The organism is Streptomyces sp. AC1-42W (assembly GCF_003248355.1).
In the GTDB taxonomy this organism is placed as follows: Bacteria; Actinomycetota; Actinomycetes; order Streptomycetales; family Streptomycetaceae; genus Streptomyces.
Genome location: NZ_QKWY01000001.1, coordinates 2,096,545 through 2,113,620 on the forward strand (window position 1 = coordinate 2,096,545; position 17,076 = coordinate 2,113,620).

The 17,076-nt window shown below is 68.3% G+C and carries 16 protein-coding genes and 1 pseudogene; 5 read left to right on the forward strand and 12 right to left on the reverse strand.

Annotation, left to right across the window (positions count from 1 at the left end; genetic code table 11):
* The first annotated feature begins 278 nt into the window (after window positions 1-278).
* Both DNK56_RS09600 and DNK56_RS09605 read left to right on the forward strand, forming a co-directional pair.
* On the forward strand, window positions 279-1,520 hold the full coding sequence (locus DNK56_RS09600; protein ID WP_241989828.1) for a helix-turn-helix domain-containing protein: 1,242 nt from the start codon (window positions 279-281) through the stop codon (window positions 1,518-1,520).
* Window positions 1,511-2,023 (forward strand): GNAT family N-acetyltransferase, encoded by a 513-nt coding sequence (locus DNK56_RS09605; protein WP_111332394.1) that lies wholly within the window; start codon window positions 1,511-1,513, stop codon window positions 2,021-2,023. Before DNK56_RS09600 ends, DNK56_RS09605 begins: the two co-directional genes overlap by 10 nt.
* Window positions 2,024-2,064: 41 nt before the next feature.
* Here the strand turns inward: DNK56_RS09605 and DNK56_RS09610 are convergent, their stop codons facing one another.
* The 9 genes from DNK56_RS09610 to DNK56_RS09650 all read right to left on the reverse strand — a co-directional run bounded on the left by DNK56_RS09610 (window position 2,065) and on the right by DNK56_RS09650 (window position 9,307).
* Window positions 2,065-2,550, reverse strand: coding sequence for an NUDIX domain-containing protein (locus DNK56_RS09610; RefSeq protein ID WP_111332397.1), 486 nt, complete (start codon window positions 2,548-2,550; stop codon window positions 2,065-2,067).
* Window positions 2,547-3,236 carry a PIG-L deacetylase family protein gene (locus DNK56_RS09615; protein ID WP_111332400.1) on the reverse strand — a complete coding sequence of 230 codons (690 nt, stop codon included), beginning with the start codon at window positions 3,234-3,236 and terminating at the stop codon, window positions 2,547-2,549. The genes DNK56_RS09610 and DNK56_RS09615 overlap by 4 nt, the downstream gene beginning before the upstream one ends.
* A gap of 10 nt (window positions 3,237-3,246) precedes the next feature.
* On the reverse strand, window positions 3,247-4,134 hold the full coding sequence (locus tag DNK56_RS09620; protein WP_111332402.1) for an aminoglycoside phosphotransferase family protein: 888 nt from the start codon (window positions 4,132-4,134) through the stop codon (window positions 3,247-3,249).
* 83 nt (window positions 4,135-4,217) lie between these two features.
* Window positions 4,218-5,396, reverse strand: a complete 1,179-nt coding sequence (locus DNK56_RS09625; protein WP_111332409.1) for a GNAT family N-acetyltransferase — start codon at window positions 5,394-5,396, stop codon at window positions 4,218-4,220.
* Window positions 5,397-5,409: 13 nt separating this feature from the next.
* Window positions 5,410-5,940, reverse strand: a complete 531-nt coding sequence (locus DNK56_RS09630; RefSeq protein ID WP_111332411.1) for a MaoC family dehydratase — start codon at window positions 5,938-5,940, stop codon at window positions 5,410-5,412.
* A complete protein-coding gene (locus DNK56_RS09635) occupies window positions 5,937-6,785 on the reverse strand; it encodes an HpcH/HpaI aldolase/citrate lyase family protein (protein WP_241989955.1) in 849 nt (282 codons plus the stop codon). Before DNK56_RS09635 ends, DNK56_RS09630 begins: the two co-directional genes overlap by 4 nt.
* 5 nt (window positions 6,786-6,790) lie before the next feature.
* Entirely contained in the window at window positions 6,791-7,819 is a 1,029-nt protein-coding gene (gene dmpG / locus DNK56_RS09640) for a 4-hydroxy-2-oxovalerate aldolase (protein WP_111332416.1), read from the reverse strand.
* Complete coding sequence (locus tag DNK56_RS09645) at window positions 7,816-8,694, reverse strand: acetylating acetaldehyde dehydrogenase (RefSeq protein ID WP_111332418.1); 879 nt, start codon at window positions 8,692-8,694, stop codon at window positions 7,816-7,818. The genes dmpG and DNK56_RS09645 overlap by 4 nt, the downstream gene beginning before the upstream one ends.
* 34 nt (window positions 8,695-8,728) lie before the next feature.
* On the reverse strand, window positions 8,729-9,307 hold the full coding sequence (locus DNK56_RS09650) for a 2-keto-4-pentenoate hydratase (protein ID WP_241989829.1): 579 nt from the start codon (window positions 9,305-9,307) through the stop codon (window positions 8,729-8,731).
* A gap of 284 nt (window positions 9,308-9,591) precedes the next feature.
* Here DNK56_RS09650 and DNK56_RS09660 point away from each other — a divergent pair.
* Window positions 9,592-11,000: pseudogene (locus DNK56_RS09660) on the forward strand (IS3 family transposase).
* On the opposite strand, the gene DNK56_RS09665 reads toward DNK56_RS09660, so the two are convergent.
* Together DNK56_RS09665 and glnA are read right to left on the reverse strand one after the other, a co-directional pair.
* Entirely contained in the window at window positions 10,995-11,909 is a 915-nt protein-coding gene (locus DNK56_RS09665) for a PASTA domain-containing protein (RefSeq protein ID WP_146610502.1), read from the reverse strand. The pseudogene DNK56_RS09660 and the gene DNK56_RS09665 sit on opposite strands and share 6 nt — an antisense overlap.
* Window positions 11,910-12,175: 266 nt before the next feature.
* Window positions 12,176-13,585 (reverse strand): type I glutamate--ammonia ligase, encoded by a 1,410-nt coding sequence (gene glnA / locus DNK56_RS09670; RefSeq protein WP_111332426.1) that lies wholly within the window; start codon window positions 13,583-13,585, stop codon window positions 12,176-12,178.
* Between the two features lie 208 nt (window positions 13,586-13,793).
* Between glnA and DNK56_RS09675 the strand changes: the two genes are divergently transcribed.
* Window positions 13,794-14,261: an RDD family protein gene (locus tag DNK56_RS09675; protein WP_111332429.1), complete on the forward strand. Its 468-nt coding sequence runs from the start codon at window positions 13,794-13,796 to the stop codon at window positions 14,259-14,261.
* A 157-nt stretch (window positions 14,262-14,418) separates the two neighbouring features.
* Complete coding sequence (locus DNK56_RS09680; protein WP_158558534.1) at window positions 14,419-16,368, forward strand: recombinase family protein; 1,950 nt, start codon at window positions 14,419-14,421, stop codon at window positions 16,366-16,368.
* Here the strand turns inward: DNK56_RS09680 and DNK56_RS09685 are convergent.
* A complete protein-coding gene (locus tag DNK56_RS09685) occupies window positions 16,365-17,075 on the reverse strand; it encodes a DUF4191 domain-containing protein (protein ID WP_111332433.1) in 711 nt (236 codons plus the stop codon). The genes DNK56_RS09680 and DNK56_RS09685 overlap by 4 nt on opposite strands.
* Window position 17,076: the final 1 nt, after the last annotated feature.

Here is a 17,076-nt window from a genome sequence, read left to right on the forward strand (position 1 = left end):
GGCTGTCGCTGTCTCATGGGATGAGCTGAAGGTTGTCCGCCGACGTCGTCCACTCGACCCCGGATGCGGGCCGCACTACGGACAGGGCGTGGTCGCTGCTGAGGGGGAGCGGGCCCGGAGCGTTCTTCGACTTCCGGGGCGTGTGATCAGTCAACGACCGTCAGGCGGCTGTGGACAGGAAAGGTCGCAGCCGATTCGCCCAAGACCAAGCGGAAAACTTTACGTTCGCATGACCCGGCGGCTGTTCCGGGCGTACCGGCCCGGCTACGTTCTGTCGCATGGGAGCGAACGTCATCCTGAGAGGCCGGATGAATGAACTCGGCCTGACGCAGGACGAATTAGCACGACAGATGAATATCGCGCTCGAAGAAATCGGGGGGAGGCCGGGGGATGTGTCCGCGCGGACGGTGCGCAATCTTCTCAACGGCAGCACCCGCCGGCCGATCGGCCGCACATGCGCCGCACTCGAAGCGGTATTCGGGTGCCCCGTAGCGGATTTGGGGTTCGTCCCACCACGCACCGCCGTACGAGCGGAGGACTCAGTGCACCGCCGCAATTTCCTTGTCGCGGCGACCGGAACCGCCGTCGCCGCCGCTGCCCCGCCACGCCCCACGCGGCTGGGGCATGCCGACGCCGACCGGTTTCGTCTGGAGTACACCGAGCTGCTGCGCGGTGACGCGCGGCTCGGCGGGGCGGGGAAGATCGAGAACAAGGCCATCGAGCTCGCGTCGCGCATCCAGTCGTCGCTCGCCCGCGGAGGCGCCTCGGACCACGTGAGGCGCCAGCTGTACCGGCTCGCCTCCGATGCCACCTGTCTGGCGGCCTTCGCCGCCATCGACGCCCGTGCTCCGCAGCGTGCCCGCTCTCACCTCGGCCAGGCACTCCCCCTTGCGGGCCTGGCGCGCGAGGGGGAGGCCATGTACCGCGTGTGGGACCACCTGATGCTCACCTCCAGCCAACGCGAGAACCACGCCGAGGCGGCGGCCGGTGCCGAGGTCATGAAGCGGTCCTCGACCGCTCGGCGCGACCCGCTGTACGCGTCGCTGGGGCACATGCGGCACGCCAACGCCCTGGCCAGGTTGCATCGGCCCACCGAATCCCTGCGTGCCATGAGCTTCGCGGAGAGGACGTTCGGACGCGCCGACGGCGTACAGCCCTCCGCGTGGATCTCGTTCTACAACCGAGCCGAATTCGACGCCCTGTCGTCGTACGTCTGGACCGCACTGGGAGAAGACGAGCGGGCCGAGTCCTGCCTCCACCGCACTCTTGCGGCGATCCCCGACGACATGGTCCGCAACAAGGCCCTCTACACGGCGCACCTGTCGCTCGCCCAGGCGAGGCAGGGAGAGGTGGAGCTCGCCGCCGGAACAGGACGCCGCGCGTACGAGATGCTGCTGCCGGCGTCCGGATCGCTGCGCACGACGAGGACGCTCGCCGTCACTCGCCAAGTCATCGAGGCCACAGGCACGAAGGCGCCCGAGGTCGTGAGCTGGATCGAGGAGTCACGCCGATGGATCTGAAAACGTACACGCACGCCGACGCCCCGGACGTGCGCTCCCTGCTCCTGGACATACACGACGAGGTCTACGCGAACGAGCCCGACCCGTTCCACTCACGCGAGCGGTTCTCGTACTACGTCGACCTGTGGACCGGGCGCGAGGACTGGCTGTGCGTCTCGGGCTGGGAGGACGGTGAAGCGGTCGGGTACGCGTACGGTTCGCGCTTCAAGCCGGGCGGCTGGTGGAAGGGCGCGGACCGGCCCAGGGGTGTGCGCGGCCGCATCTTCGCTCTGTCCGAGCTGATGGTGGTGCCCCAGTGGCAGGGGACCGGCCGGGCGCGGCAGATCCACGACGCGCTGATCCGATCGGTCGAGGTCGACTTCGTGACGCTCCTGGTCGACTCCGCCCACCCGAGGGTGCAAGCGCTGTACGAGAAGTGGGGCTACCAGAAGCGGGACGAGGCCAAGCCCTCCGAGGACTCCCCGCTGTACGCGGTCATGGTCAGGACGCTGGGAGAGAGCTAGTACGAGCGCTACCACGCTTGGCGGGGGCAGGGATACGGTCGTCAACTCTCCAAGTAGGCGATGGTCCCGGTACGCCGGGCGTCATCGGTCGCTTTGAGGCGGGCGAAGCTGTATGGAGACATGACTCCCTCCCACTCCTCCAGGGTGAGCGCCCTCAGCTTGGTGTGCTCGTTCGGGTCGAGGATGATGGCGTTGATCTGCTCGTCGGTGAGTCGGCCACCGTTGAAGATCACGCCGAACTTGTTGAGCGGCCAGTTCGCGCCCTGGCTGATGAAGTGAAATGCGAGGAGCTTCCTCTCGCCTGCGAAGGCGATGCCCGTCTCCTCGCCGCACTCGCGCAGCGCGCACTCCCACGGGGTCTCACCCGGGTCCATGTTCCCGCCGGGCCACTGCCAGGTCTCCGCACTGAGGACAGAACGGAGCTGGATGGGGCGACCCGCGGTGTCGGTGAAGTAGAAGCCCGCGTACGAGGTTGCGTTGGCGATCGTCTTGACGTACTGCTCAGGCGGGAGCCAGGGCGAGCTCATGCGGGTCCTTCCGTTGAGGGGCATTGTTGGAACGGATCTTCCCGGCCTGCGAACTCGATTTTTCTAGCTGTGCGGAAGAGCTCGGCGGAGTTCGTCCCCGGAGGGAAGCGCTTGACTACGCGGTGATGTACGTGCTGTCGGTACACGACCTCGGCGAGCTTGCGGAAGACGTCCATGTCGAGTTGCTGTTGCGAGGCGAAGCACCTCAGAGCCCTTGCTTTGAGGTCCAGGAGTTCCGGGGTGCCCATGAAGATCTTGGTGGGCTCGAACCCGATGCTGTAGGGGGAGCGGAAGTAGATCAGGTTGTTGGCGGCGCGTAGGGCGACGGTCGTGACCTCCTGCGCGGTGACGCGGTGGTCGAGGTGCTGGTCGTCGGGAAAGTGCGTGTAGACGACGTCCGGGCGGGTCTTGTCCAGGAGCTTGACGAGGTCGCTGTTGATCTTGCCGCGATTCTCGACGAACCGGGTGTCGGGGATGTTCGAGAAGCTGTAGTTCTGCACGCCCAGGATCGCGCCGGCGGCCAGGCACTCGTCCCTGCGCTCCGGGGCGCCGTCCGGTCCGGGTGCCCCGGTGGTGAGGCAGTGGACCCGGACGCGTGCTCCCTGCCTCGCGTACTCGTGGATGCGCATCCCCATGGCTATCTCGGCGTCGTCGGGGTGTGCTACGACGATGAGGACGGTCGTCATCAGGCCGCCCCTATGCGTGCGTGAGGCGGCTGAGGACGAGGTGACCCCGCTCGATGAGCACCGGGTTCTGCTTGGAGAGGCCGGTGGCGAGGTAGGAGACACCGAGCCTCGCGGTGAGGAGGAGCAGCGCCCTCTCCTCGCTGTCCGACAGGGCGCGGCCGTATCCGGTGAAGTATGCGGCCTTGAGGTCCGGGCGGGGCGCCCATACCGCTCCGCACAGCCACACGAACTCTTCGACGGCGACGCCGTGGGCGGACATCTCGAAGTCGATCACGCCGTAGCCGTGGTGGGGGTCCCACAGCCAGTTGCGGGTGGCGTAGTCGCCGTGCCGGTACACGACGGGCAGCTTCACGGCGAGCTGCGGCAGCTCGTCGGCAGCGCACTGGACCAGAGCACGCTGCTTGTCGTCGAGGTGTCCGGCGGTGGTCTCCAGGCAGGCGGCGGCTTCGCTCGCCTGGCCGGCCATGGTCGCGCGGATCGTGTCGCGGTCCTGCTGCGAGGCGGGCGCGGAGGCGTTGTGCCAGCGCCTGAGCAAGTCTCCCGCCCGTTCGTGCACCCACAGTTCCTCCTTCCTGCCGAGGGGCAGCCCGCGTACGACGCGGCCCGGCTGGAGTGAGGTCATGATCGCTTGCAAGCCGGGATCTGCGGCGAGGAGGCGGGGCGCTTCCTGCGGGGTGAGGACACGCGCCGCGTACGCGTAGCCTGCCACCTCCCGCTCGTAGTCCTTCGGGCTCGGGCTGAGCTTCACGAAGACCTCGGTCCCAGCCGTGGGCACCCTCCAGACTCGCGAGTCGCCGCGGTCCCAGGAGACGTCCTCGGCCTTGTCGGGGTTCCCGTCCGGCAGGCTGGCGGTGATCCATCGGCGCAGGTCGGGCGGGATGGGGGTGTTCCGCGTCATGTGGTGGTTTCTCCGAATTGCATGCAAGCGGTGGAATCAGCCCGTAAGTGTGAAGGGTACTGCGGCGCCTTGCGGCATACGGGTCAGAAGTGGTCAGCGAGCCATGGTTCACGGTCGGTGGTGACAGCCAGGAACCGGGCGACGGTGCGGGGAGGGGCGGCTACTCCGGCCAGGGTGGCGGCGGCCGTGCTGCGGTAGCCGCCGGCGTACCAGACGGCGAACTGTCCTCTGGTCAGGGTGATCTGTCCTGCGCGCGTGGTGGGTTCCAGATCGGCTTTCCCGTTGGTGATCCGGAGTGTGTAGCGCTCGGTGGCCTCGCCGCTCTCGGTGACGATTTCGATGGGGAGGGTGAGGTCGACCTCGTCGGGCCAGCCGCGTAGCTGCACTGCTCGGCGCAGGTCAAGGATGCGGAGCATCCACGGGTGCCAGGACCGCGCGGTCAGGGAGCCGGGACGGTCCAGGCGGTGCAGCAGCAGCGGTCCGGGCGGCAGTCCGGTTCGCTGGAAGGCGACGGTGGGGATGCGGCTGTTGTGCCGGCCGAGGAAGGCGAACATGGCGGCGGTCGTGTCCTGGTCCGCGGCCCAGAAGTCGTGCACGACGACCTGACGCCCCTCGATGGGGTGAGGCTCGTTGGCCAGGGAGAGGACGCCGGCGGGCCCCTGCCCCGGCCGGTTGAAGCGGTACGTGGCCAGGCCGGGGTGCTTGCCCTGCTGCCAGTCCGCCCACCACTCCGGTCGCTGCCACGTTCCGTTCCACCAAGCGGCCAGGTCGTTCTGGAGCAGGCGGACCTTCGCGTCCGTGCCGTGCGTGATATCGAATCCGGTCCCGGTGAAGCACCGTCTCAGTTCGTCGGTGGGGACGGTCCACGAGTACACCTGGGTGGGGGCCTCCCAGCCGAGGCGGCGGGCGTAGCCGCTGGATGCGGTCCAGAGAGTGGAGATCACGGCCCCCTGGTCGCGCAGCGGGCGCAGGCGTTCGGAGATCATGCGGACGGAGAGGTGGGCTCCGCGTTCCTCCGGGGCGACGCAGCCGGCGCCGAGGAGCGCGGACGGTACGGGGGCCCCGCCGAAGAACTGCGGCAGGAGGAGGCCGAGACCGCCGGCCACGACGTGACCGTCCCGGACCGCGACGCGGATGTCCGCGTGGGGGCGCAGGAGGGTGATGTCGTCCACGGGGTGGCCGTAGCTCCGGGTTGCGAGGCGGTCGTACTGCTGCCAGTGGTCGTCGTCGGCGACCTCGGTGAACAGGGTCGGATTGGGCATGTGACGTCCGCTTCTAGTAGTGGGTGCGGTCTCGGACCGTGGCGCTGTCGAGCGGGACGAGGAAGCTCCGGCTGAACGTCATGACGACTTCGTCGTTCTGGTTGCGGCCGGTCGTGCGGCAGGTGACGATCCCCGTCTCCGGCCGGCTCCTGGATATCCGGCGGCCGGTGATCTCGGTCTCCGCGTAGAGGGTGTCGCCGACGAAGACCGGGTGGGTGAAGCGGATCTCCTCGAAGCCGAGGTTCGCCAGGGTGAGGCCGCTGGTGCTGCGCACGGTCATTCCGCCGACGATGTGGAGGGTGATGCTGCTGCACACCAGGGGGCGGCCCCACTCGGTGAGGCTGCTGTAGTGGGCGTCCGTGTGGAGGGGGGCGTCGTTCCCGCCGAGCGTCGTCATCAGGACGTTGTCGGTCTCGGTGAGGGTGCGTCCGGGACGGTGCTCGATGACCAGGCCCACGGCCAGCTCGTCGAACCCGAGGCCGACGACTTCTCGGTATCGGCCTTCGGCGATCCGCCGGTACCCCTGCGGGCCGACGGTGCTCATGCGCGCACCTCATGCGGCGTGTTGGCACGGGTGAGGAGGGAGCGGGCGGCGGCGACCATGGGGGGACCGATCATCTGGTGGCCCACACGGACGATACGTTCACCGGAGGTTTCGGCGGCCTCGACGATGGCGCGGGCGGCGGCGATCTCCTCGTCCGTCGGACGGAACACCCCCGTCACCGCGACGAGCTGCCGAGGGTGCACGCAGCACTTCCCGGCGAATCCGAGCGCCTTGACCTGCTCGGCTTCACGACGCAGCCCATCAAGGTCGTCCAGGTCGAAGAACGGGGAGTCAATGGCCGGGATGCCTGCAGCGGCGGCGCTGGTGACGAGCGCGGACCGGGCGTGCAGCATCGCATCCCACCCCATGGCGCTGCCGGTGGAGGTGGCGTAGTCGGCCGTCCCGAACAGGACCCCGGCGATCCGGTCGGCCCGCACAATCGACGGCAGCGCCTCCACGGCGCGCGGGGTCTCGATCAGCGCGTACAGCAGGGGTGTGTAGTCGGGGGTGTCGAGGACACCGGCGACGATCTCGAAGTCGCGCGGCGATTCGACCTTGGGGATCAAGACGATCTGCGGCTTCGCAGGGAAGACCGCGATGGCGGCGAGGTCGCGAACGCCGTCGAGGGTGGTGGGCGAGCTGATCCTGACACCGAGCGTGCACCCGGTCGCTGCGGGGGCGGCGAGGAAGCCGCGGGCAGCGGCACGGGCGGACGGTTTGGCCATGGAGGGCACGGAGTCCTCCAGATCCACGAGCGCGACGTCCGCGCCGCACTTGTACGCGGTCGGGAAGCGCTCGGACGTGTGGCCCGGCGTGATGAACCAGACCCCGGCCGGGGCCGTCATGGCGGTCACCGGTCCGCTCCCCGCGACGTGAGGCTGCGGGCGGCCTCCGGGATCACGTCCTCCTGCCCGGCGATCACCTGACGGCGGCCGAGTTCCTGGAACAGGTCCCAGAGGTGGACGCCTTCGTGCGAAGCCGCCTCCAGGACGGGCTTCTTGAACCCGGAGAAGACGCCGGCGAGTCCGGACGCGAGGCTGGTCGAGTCGATCGACGGCGGCGCGGGCATGAGCGTCCGTCCGGCGAGGTCGGCGGCATCAGCCAGGCGCCGGACGTCGATCCCGGTGGCGTGGCCATAGCGTTCCAATACGGGCACGAGAACTTCCAGTTGGGTGTTGCCCGCGCCCGCGCCGAACCCCCGGGCGCACGCGTCGATGACGCGGGCACCGGCCGTGACGGCGGCGACGGAGTTGGCCACTGCCATACCGAGGTTGTTGTGCCCGTGGAAGATCACGGGCACCTCCACCGCCGAGGCGATGGAGCCGATGCGGGCGGTGACGTCCTCGGGCAGGTAGAACCCGGCGCTGTCCATGATGCCGACGGCCTGAGCCCCGTAGCCGACCAGAAGCGCGCACTGCTCGGCGAGCTGTCCAGGGTCGGCCATGTGACTCATCATGAGCACGGCCTGTGCTTCGGCCCCGAGTTCCCGGATGACTCCGAGATGGCGTTCGGCGGCGGTGGCCTCCGTGCAGTGCACCGCGATACGGGCCACGTCCGCGCCGTGGCGTACGACGGCGTTGCGGAGGTCGGCGGAGGTTCCCCAGGCGGGCGCCATGAGGACGGCCATCCTGCTGTGTGTGAGGGCCTCGCGGGCGGTGGACAGCATCTCATCGTCGCTGATCTTGCTGTGACCCACCTGGAACGAGGACGCGCCGAGTCCGTTGCCGTGGCCGATTTCGACGACGGGGACGCGGGCCGCGTCGGCGGCGGCGGCGTAGGCACCGATCTGGTGGCGGTCGAGCTGGTGGCGCACGGCGTGCTGGCCGTCGCGCAGGGTCGGGTCGTGGACGATCAGGCGACTCTGGTTGCTGGAGGTCATCGTACGTACTCCTTCATTGCTGAGGTCCGGGTGAGGGCGTGCTGTTCGGCGGCGTGGATGGCGGCGGCGCTGATCACTTCGAGGTTCCCCGCGTGCACCGGCATGTTGGTGCGGGTGGCGGTGACCTCCACGGCCACTCGGATCGTGTCGTCGGCGACGGTGCACGAGGCCACATGGAAGCCGGGGACGAAGGACCGCATGGTCTCGGCCGCGGAGTCCACGATCGTGCGCACCGGCTCTGTCTCGGCCCCCGGCGCCAGGAGCGTCATCGTGCTGCGGAAGCGCGGCGGCGGCGTGGCGGGGCTGATGTTCAGCATGGTCTTGACGGTGTCCGCGTCGGTGAACTGCTGGATCGCGGACTGGGTCGTCTCGACGTACTCGTCGAGGTTGAGGCGGCTGGCCCGGCCGACGCTCTTGGTGGCGGCCGTGGCCACCATCTCCACATGGAGGGGCTCGTAGTGCTGGGCGATGGCGTGGAGGACGGGGATCGAGGTCTGGCCGCCACACGAGGCGAGGCTGATGTGCTGGTGCGCGGCGGCCTGGTCGCCGTTGACGGCGGGAAAGATCAGCGTCCCGGTGTTGGCGGGGGTCAGGTTGATGACCGTAGCTCCGGTGCCGGCGAGGTGGGCCGCGTGCTCGGGGTGGGCGAAAGCGTTGGTGACGTCGAAGACGATGTCGAACATCTCCTCCGAGTCGGCCAGGGCGGTGATGCTGCCTGCCGCGGTGGCGCAGCCCATGGCGGCGGCCTTGCTCAGGCCGGTGCTGTCGGGGGTGCGGCCGACGACGAGACCGCAGTGCAGGTGCGGGGAGTTCTGGATGCGCTCGACCAGGTCGAGGGCGAGGAGACCGGTACCGAGGACGGCCGTGTTCAGCACGTGTACTCCACTCTTCATACGAAGCGGGCAGGACTCAGATGGCGTGCGTACGGATGGCGGGGAGCCGGGTCGACGTGGCCCGGATGTCCATGTCGGCGGTGAGCGGGATGCTGGCGTGCACGGAACCGGCCAGGACGATGTCGCCGGCGTGCAGCGTGGTCTTGAGGACGGGGAGGCGGTACGTCAGCCACATCAGCGCCTTGAACGGGTCGCCGAGGATGTCGCGTCCTTCCCCGATCGCCGCGGTCTTCCCATCGACGCTGACCGTGATCCGCTCCGCGGAGACATCCGCGATGTCGCTGGCGGGGACCGGGGTTCCGGTGATGACCCGGGCGCATGCGGCGTTATCGGCGATGCTGTCGACCAGCGTGATGTTCCAGTCGGTGAAGCAGGTGTCGAGAACTTCGAACGCGAGGAACACCTCCGCCACAGAGGAGCGGACGGTGCGAAGGTCAGTGGGGGCGTTCAAGTCGCGGCCAATACGGAAGGCGATCTCCGTCTCGATCCGGGGGGCCATGAAGTCCGCCATGCTCAAGTGGCTGCCGCTGGGCGAGATCATGTCATCGAGGACGACTCCGGAGTCGGGCTCGTGGATGCCCATCTGCTGCTGCATGGCAAGCGAGGTCAGCCCTATCTTGTGACCGACGACGCGGCCACCTGCCGAAACGCGACGCGCTACGTTGAGCCGCTGAATGCGATACGCATCTTCGAGAGCCAGGCCCGGGAACCGGCTGGCCAGCGGCGGTACGGGAGTACGGAGGCGGCTTGCGTCCGCCAGTTCCCCGGCCAGGGCGGCGAGGGACGGTCGCTTCTCACCAGGCCCTCTCTGACACCGTTGGGTGAGACGCCCCGAAATGATCAGATATTGTGGGCGGGTACGACAGGAGAACCACCCGCATGACCAGCACCAAGCCCGCCGGGCAGGATCCGGCGCCGAAGCCGAAGCGCCGCCGTTTCGCCCCCGAGTACAAGCTGCGGATCGTCGCCGAGTACGACGCGGCCCCCGCCGGGGACAAGGGCGCTGTCCTGCGCCGGGAGAGGCTGTACCACTCGCACATCATCGAGTGGCGGCAGGCCAGGGATGCGGGCGCGCTGGAGAAGCTGACCGATCACCGCACCAGCCCCGCCCGCCCGAGGAAGCACCCGGCCGAGGCGGAGAACGACAGGCTGCGCAGGCAGGTGGAACGGCTGGAGAAGGAGCTGGCGAAGAACCGCGCCGCGGTGGAGGTGCTGGGAAAAGCTGTCGCGCTGTTGGAATCGGTCTCCGACAGCGCGGACTGAACGACGTCCTCGAACATCATCTGCACGCCCTGGTCGAGCAGCTCGCTCCGCACGTGGGCATCGTGGTGGCGTGCCGTCTGACGGGACGCTCCCGGGCCACCCACCACCGGCGGCTCAACCCGGCCCCGCCCAGGCCGAAGGCTCCGCGTCCGGCGCCGGTCAACGCGCTGTCGGCGGCCGAGCGGCGGGCGGTGCTGGAGCTGATGAACCGGCCCGAGTACGTGGACCTGCCGCCCGCGCAGGTCTATGCCCGCGAGCTGGACGAGGGCCGTTACCACTGTTCCGAGCGCACGATGTACCGGATCCTGAAGGAAGCCGGTCAGGACGGCGAACGCCGCCGGCGGGCCACCCATCCTCCCCGCACCATTCCCGAACTCGTCGCCGACGGGCCTTCCCAGGTCTGGAGCTGGGACATCACCCGCCTGGCCGGCCCGGCGAAGGGAGTCTGGTTCCACGGCTACGTGATCCTCGACATCTACTCCCGCTATGTCGTCGGCCACACCGTCGAGCAGGCCGAATCAGCGGCGCGAGCCGAGGAGTTGATCCAAGAGGCGATCGACCGCAACGGGATCGTGCCGCACACCGTTCACGCCGACCGCGGCACCTCGATGACCTCCAGGCAGGTCTCCCAGACGCTTCTCGACCTGGGCGTCACCCGAAGCCACTCCAGACCCAGGGTCAGCAACGACAACCCGTACAGCGAGAGCCGGTTCCGCACCACGAAGTACCAGTCGGACTACCCCGAACGCTTCGATTCCCTCGCCCACGCACGCGAGTGGATGGACGCGTTCATCTCGCACTACAACCACGTCCACCGGCACTCCGGGATCGGCTACCACACCCCGGCCAGCGTCCATTTCGGCACCGCCGACCTCGTCCGCGAGCAACGGGCGGCCACCCTCACGGTCGCGTTCGAGCAGCACCCCGAACGCTTCAACCACCGGCCCGTGCCACCGAAGATCCCCCAGCAGGCATGGATCAACGACCCCACCCGACGACACGAATCACAACAACACAGTTCATAGCCGCACAATCGTTTCATTTGACTTGACAGCTACCGCGACCTCGTCGGAGCTGTCGGTCGACGAGGGACTGGGGACATCCGAGCCGTCCGTACCCGGCGGCGTCGGGGCGGGGTGCAACTCGGTGAGTTCCGTTTTCGGGCATGCCGTATCCGGGGCGGTCACTTTGAGGTAGGCCGTGATGCTCTTCGGGTGGTTGATCCCCTCGCCGGCCTCCGGGGCCTGGAAGCAGACGGTCCAGTCCTCGACGGCAGAAGGGAGGGTGACGTCGGTGTAGGCACTTTCCGCCTCAATTGCCCGGAGGGCGAGTGGCTTGAGCCGTGTGGATGCTTCCTCGAAGTTCTGACCGACGACATGTGGCATCTCCGGGTACGGGATCGGCTCGCCGTCCTTCCCGGGGCACGGCCACTCGTTGCGGACCACCCCGAAGTCGAGCGTAGGCATCGAGCCGACCCTCTTGTCCGCCACTGTTTGAAAGCACACCTTCCAGTTGCCGTCGTCCCACTGTCCGTCGTCGCTGTCCGAGGCGTCATGGGAAAGTGCGCTGTACCCGGCGGAGTGGGCGGCTGCCTTGGCCTTCTTGAGGCTCTGACCCACGAAACTGGGCGGTGCGCTGGGGGACGGGCTCGCGGGCGAGGCAGGTGTCTCCACCGTTGCGGTCGCTGCTGACTTTGGCTTGATGTCATCCTTCGGCTTCTTGGGTGGATTGCCGAGAAAAGGAGCGAGGAACCAGAGGCCCGCCAGGACGGTGGCGATGATCTTCTTCAGCCGGTTCCACCGAGTGAGCCACGCGAGCGCGATTCCGCCGGGAGGGAAGACGACCAGGGCGGTGATGACGAGCGCCGGGTGCTGCCACCATCGTCGGGTGGTGGGCGGAAAGGGAGCACGGCCGGAGGGCGGGGGCGTGGACACGCATGACTCCTGGTGGGACTGAAGGTAAGCGCGCACGGCTTGGACGGATGGCAAACCATGTCGCTACCGCACGATAGGGCGCTATGAGATACGAACCGGCACATTCAGTCAGAAGTTGAAAGGCTATGCAGAGAGCCCTGCCGCTCTCTCCGTGGAGAGTGGCAGGGCTCTTGTCCCGGTGGAACTGTGACCGGTACGCCGTCGAGTTCCGGCGGTCCGTACGGGCGTGCTTGCGCAGACCCGGCGCGTCGTCCCGGTCGCGATTCCTAGAGGTCGAAGTAGAGCTCGAACTCGTGGGGGTGCGGGCGGAGCTGGATCGGGGCGATCTCGTGGGTGCGCTTGTAGTCGATCCACGTCTCGATCAGGTCGGACGTGAAGACACCGCCGGCCTGGAGGTACTCGTTGTCCGCCTCCAGGGCGTCCAGGACGGCCGGCAGGGACGTCGGGACCTGCTGGACGTTGGCGTGCTCCTCGGGAGCCAGCTCGTACAGGTCCTTGTCGATCGGCTCGGCGGGCTCGATCTTGTTCTTGATGCCGTCCAGGCCGGCCATCAGGAGGGCCGAGAACGCCAGGTACGGGTTGGACGACGGGTCCGGGGCGCGGAACTCGACGCGCTTGGCCTTCGGGTTGGAGCCCGTGATCGGGATACGCATCGCGGCGGAACGGTTGCGCTGCGAGTACACCATGTTGACCGGCGCCTCGAAGCCCGGCACCAGGCGGTGGTAGGAGTTCACCGTCGGGTTGGTGAAGGCCAGCAGCGACGGGGCGTGCTTCAGGATGCCGCCGATGTAGTAGCGGGCGGTGTCCGAGAGGCCCGCGTAGCCCTGCTCGTCGTAGAACAGCGGGTCGCCGCCGGCCCACAGGGACTGGTGGACGTGCATGCCCGAGCCGTTGTCGCCGAAGATCGGCTTCGGCATGAAGGTCGCGGTCTTACCGTTGCGCCAGGCGACGTTCTTCACGATGTACTTGAAGAGCATCAGGTCGTCGGCCGCGGCGAGCAGCGTGTTGAACTTGTAGTTGATCTCCGCCTGGCCGCCGGTGCCGACCTCGTGGTGCTGGCGCTCGATCTGCAGACCGCTCTCCTCCAGCACCAGGGACATCTCGGCGCGCAGGTCGGCGAAGTGGTCGACCGGGGAGACCGGGAAGTAGCCGCCCTTGTACCGGACCTTGTAGCCGCGGTTGTTCTCCAGCGCGCCGGTGTTCCAGGCGCCGGCCTCGGAGTCGATGTGGTAGAAGCTCTCGTTCGCCGACGTCTGGAACCGGACGTTGTCGAAGACGTAGAACTCGGCCTCCGGGCCGAAGTACGCGGTGTCGGCGATCCCGGTCGAGGCGAGGTACGCCTCGGCCTTCTTCGCCACGTTCCGCGGGTCGCGGCTGTACTGCTCGCCGGTGATCGGGTCGTGGATGAAGAAGTTGATGTTGACCGTCTTGTCGCGGCGGAACGGGTCGACGCGGGCGGTCGACAGGTCCGCGCGCAGCGACATGTCGGACTCGTGGATGGCCTGGAAGCCGCGGATCGAGGAGCCGTCGAAGGCCAGCTCCTCCGCCGGGTCGAAGGTCGCCGCCGGGACGGTGACGTGCTGCATCACGCCGGGCAGGTCGCAGAACCGGACGTCGATGAACTTGACGTCATTGTCGGCGATGAACTTCTTCGCGTCGTCGGCGTTCTGGAACATCCAACTCCTCCTACTCCCGGCCCGGGGAGGGGTCGGGGTTGCAGCTCGTTGTGGCCAGTGCGGTGGCACACGCTGGACCCGACCATAGGCAGACCGGATTTCTCAAGCATGACCCATTTGTTTCGCGGAAGTTAACCGGCGCGGGTGCTGCGGGCCGTGTTCGCCCCCACGGGCGAAGGCGTGCGGCCCGGCGCAGTACCGTGGTCGGGTGGACAACAGGCAAGCAATCGGATCGTGGCTCTCGGGGCCGCGCGCGGCCGCCGAGGAGATGGGCGCCGACTTCGGATACCGGGGAAAGCGGCTCGGCCTCCCCGAGGAGGGGCCCGGCGCCATCGCCCCGCTCGGCCGGCGCTTCGGAGCCCTCTTCATCGACTGGGCGCTGTGCATGCTGATCGCATACGGCCTGATCGCGCGCGGTGACCAGCAGACGGCGGGGAACTGGGCGCTCGCCGTCTTCCTCGTGATGAGCGTGCTCACCGTCGGCACGATCGGCTGCACCCCCGGCAAGCGCCTCATGGGCGTCCGCGTCATCGCCGAGGACGGCGGCCGCCTCGGCCCCGTCCGCGTGCTTCTGCGCAGCGTGCTGCTCTGCCTGGCCATCCCGGCGCTCGTCTGGGACCGCGACGGCCGCGGCCTCCACGACCGCCTGGCCCGAGCCGTACAGATCCGCGCCTGACCCGTACCCGTACACACGCATTTTCTGCACGTTCGATGCGGTTGGAGCGGCGGTACGCCGCCCCCGGCGACCGGCCGGCCCGAGTTGCTCGTGGTCTTCCCCCCAGCGGCATGGAACATCCGCCAGGAACCGGAGGACTGACATGCGGGAGTCTGTCATGTCTGCAATCAGCGTCACAGCCCAGGCTCCGGCCGGAGTCCCGCTCCGGGCCGTCGACTATCTGCGTGTTTCGACCGCAGAGCAGGCAAAGGGCTACGGGATCGCCTACACGGGCAGGCGGACCGCAGCGTATGCCGCAGGCAAGGGCTGGGCTCACGTCGGGACGTTCGTGGACGAGTCTGCACCGGGTACCCGTCCCTGGAGGCTCCGTGACGGGGCGGCGAGGCTCATGGAACTCGCCGCGCGGGAGCCGCGTCCGTTCGACTTGGTCTGCGTCTACGAGACCCGCGCCATCGGCCGGCAGAAGCGGGTCTTCTGGGAATGGGTCTGGAGCCTTCAAGACCTGGGGGTCTTCGTCGCCGTTGTCGACCAGGACATCGACAACACCACCGAAGCGGGCGAGTCCCGCATGCGTGACGAGGCCGAGGACGCGTTCAAGGAGCTTGCCAAGATCCGCAGGCGAGTTCAGGGCGGTATCCAGGAAAAGGCGGAAGCCGGGGGCTTCCCCGGTGGACAGGCCCGCTACGGCTATCGCATCGCCAATCAGGGAATCAAGGGCGAGCAGCGGCTTGTGCTCGACGTCTGCGACGGGGGAGAGGCGTGCACCCGCACCGACCCCTGCGAAGCCGTCCACGAGGCCGACGTGCTCCGAGAGGCGCGCCGTGCCGCCGTGCGGTTCAAGAGGAACTGGGAGAAAGTCGCTCTCCACTTGAACGCGGAAGGGCTCTTCACTCGCTCGGGCAAGCCGTGGAGCGGCCCCAATATCCGGGGGCGCCTCACGGACGAGGATCTCCTGAGTGCCCGATTCGTCTTCCGAAGCGGGAAGAACGGCGCACAGATCGGTCCGGACGGCCTTCCGCTCTGGGGCGCGTCCGTCACTCTGCACGTGCCGCCCGTGTTCACTCCGGACGAGGTGTCGGAGCTGCGGGGCGCGAAGGGCAGAACCTTTCGCCGGAACCCGGTCCGCCGACGGGCGTACCCACTCTCCACTCGCCTGCTGAGCCCTTGCGGTCACCACTACGTGGGCAGCAGCCCCCACGAGAACGAGAGCGTGCACTACGTCTGCAACGGCAAGAGGCCGGAGTACGCCGGTGCCGCGACATGCTCCTGCTCCCAGATCTTTGCTCAGGGCGTCGAGGAATGGGTGTGGGGCCATGTCTGTGCACTGTTCGGCGGCGGAACGGGGCTGGTGAGCACCGGTGCCGCGTCGAAGGTCGACTATTCCGCACGCCTGGCGTCGCTGGACCGGAAGATCGCCGAGCGGTACGACATCATCCGGGGCCTTCTCGGCGGCCTTCCTGAAACCGTTGCGGAGAGCAGTCTCCGTCCCCTTTTCGCGGAGCTGGAGCAGCTGCGGGGAGAAAGGGATGAGATCGCTCTTTGGCGGTCGGAGGCTCAGGAGGCCGAGCAGGGAGCGGAGGTGGGCCAAGGCGCGGTGCTGTCCGCGCACGGGTGCCTGGAGCATTTCACCAAGGAACAGCAGGGTGAGTGGCTCGGCCTGCTGGGTATTACGGTGAGGGTGCTGGAGAATCCGCCGGCGATGCGCCGAGGGCTCGGCTGCCCGATCGGTGAGTGGTTCCGGGAGCGGGGGAGGGACGTGCCCGCCCTGTCCGACGAGGTGTGGCGGCGGATCGCGGAAGCGGAAGGCTTCGCCCACGGCGGCCTGGTGCCGCGCCAGGCGGGCGGACCGGCTCCGAGAACAGTTCTCGAGGTCTTCCTCGCAAAAGCGCTCACCGGAGCGTCGTGGCCGGTCCTGGAGGCCGAAGCCGGCTTCAAGGGGCTCATCGGCCACTGGAACCGATGGAGCAGGCAGGGCCGCTGGGAGCGCGTCATGGAGATCATGAAGCACAGTGACGGGGCGCCACCGGCGCCCCGTCACAGGCTTCCCAAGATGCGGATGACAGGCGAGGTACGGCCTGGAGTGGTTCTCGCTGAAAGTGGTGACTAGCGCGCACGCGGCGGGCGCCCGGCGCCACCGCGGCCGGGGAGGGGCCCCTTCGGGAGGGGCATGTTGCTCATCAGGTCGCCCATCGCGCGCAGGCGGTCGTTGGCGGCCGTGACCTGCGGGCCGGTCAGCACGCGGGGCATCTTCAGCATCTTGGTGCGCACCTTCTTGAGGGGCACCTGGCCCTCGCCGTTGCCGACGATGATGTCGTGGACCGGGACGTCGACCACGATCCGGGCCATCTTCTTCTTCTCGGCCGCGAGCAGGCTCTTCACCCGGTTCGGGTTGCCCTCGGCGACCAGCACGATGCCCGCCTTGCCCACGGCGCGGTGGACGACGTCCTGGTTGCGGTTCATCGCGACCGCGGGGGTGGTCGTCCAGCCCCGGCCGACCCGGTCGAGCACCGCGGCGGCGGCGCCCGGCTGGCCCTCCATCTGCCCGAAGGCGGCGCGCTCGGCGCGGCGCCCGAAGATGATCGCCATCGCGAGGAGGGCGAGCACGAACCCGAGGATGCCCAGGTAGACCGGGTGATCGATCAGGAAACCGATCGCGAGGATCACACCGAAGGTGACGATTCCCACACCCGCGACCACAAGACCGATCTTGGAGTCGGTCCGCTTGGTCATCTTGTAGGTCAGAGCGATCTGCTTGAGCCGCCCCGCGTTCTCGGCGCTGTCCGCGCCTTCAGTGGTTTTTGCCTTCCTCGCCATG

Coding starts and splice junctions, on each gene's coding strand:
- DNK56_RS09610 (WP_111332397.1), bottom strand. CDS start 2,550: ATGAGCTCGCCCTGGCTCCCGCCTGAGCAGTACGTCAAGACGATCGCC.
- DNK56_RS09680 (WP_158558534.1), top strand. CDS start 14,419: ATGTCTGCAATCAGCGTCACAGCCCAGGCTCCGGCCGGAGTCCCGCTC.
- DNK56_RS09615 (WP_111332400.1), bottom strand. CDS start 3,236: ATGACGACCGTCCTCATCGTCGTAGCACACCCCGACGACGCCGAGATA.
- DNK56_RS09600 (WP_241989828.1), top strand. CDS start 279: ATGGGAGCGAACGTCATCCTGAGAGGCCGGATGAATGAACTCGGCCTG.
- DNK56_RS09685 (WP_111332433.1), bottom strand. CDS start 17,075: ATGGCGAGGAAGGCAAAAACCACTGAAGGCGCGGACAGCGCCGAGAAC.
- glnA (WP_111332426.1), bottom strand. CDS start 13,585: ATGTTCCAGAACGCCGACGACGCGAAGAAGTTCATCGCCGACAATGAC.
- DNK56_RS09625 (WP_111332409.1), bottom strand. CDS start 5,396: ATGCCCAATCCGACCCTGTTCACCGAGGTCGCCGACGACGACCACTGG.
- DNK56_RS09605 (WP_111332394.1), top strand. CDS start 1,511: ATGGATCTGAAAACGTACACGCACGCCGACGCCCCGGACGTGCGCTCC.
- dmpG (WP_111332416.1), bottom strand. CDS start 7,819: ATGACCTCCAGCAACCAGAGTCGCCTGATCGTCCACGACCCGACCCTG.
- DNK56_RS09620 (WP_111332402.1), bottom strand. CDS start 4,134: ATGACGCGGAACACCCCCATCCCGCCCGACCTGCGCCGATGGATCACC.
- DNK56_RS09630 (WP_111332411.1), bottom strand. CDS start 5,940: ATGAGCACCGTCGGCCCGCAGGGGTACCGGCGGATCGCCGAAGGCCGA.
- DNK56_RS09635 (WP_241989955.1), bottom strand. CDS start 6,785: ATGACGGCCCCGGCCGGGGTCTGGTTCATCACGCCGGGCCACACGTCC.
- DNK56_RS09650 (WP_241989829.1), bottom strand. CDS start 9,307: ATGCAGCAGCAGATGGGCATCCACGAGCCCGACTCCGGAGTCGTCCTC.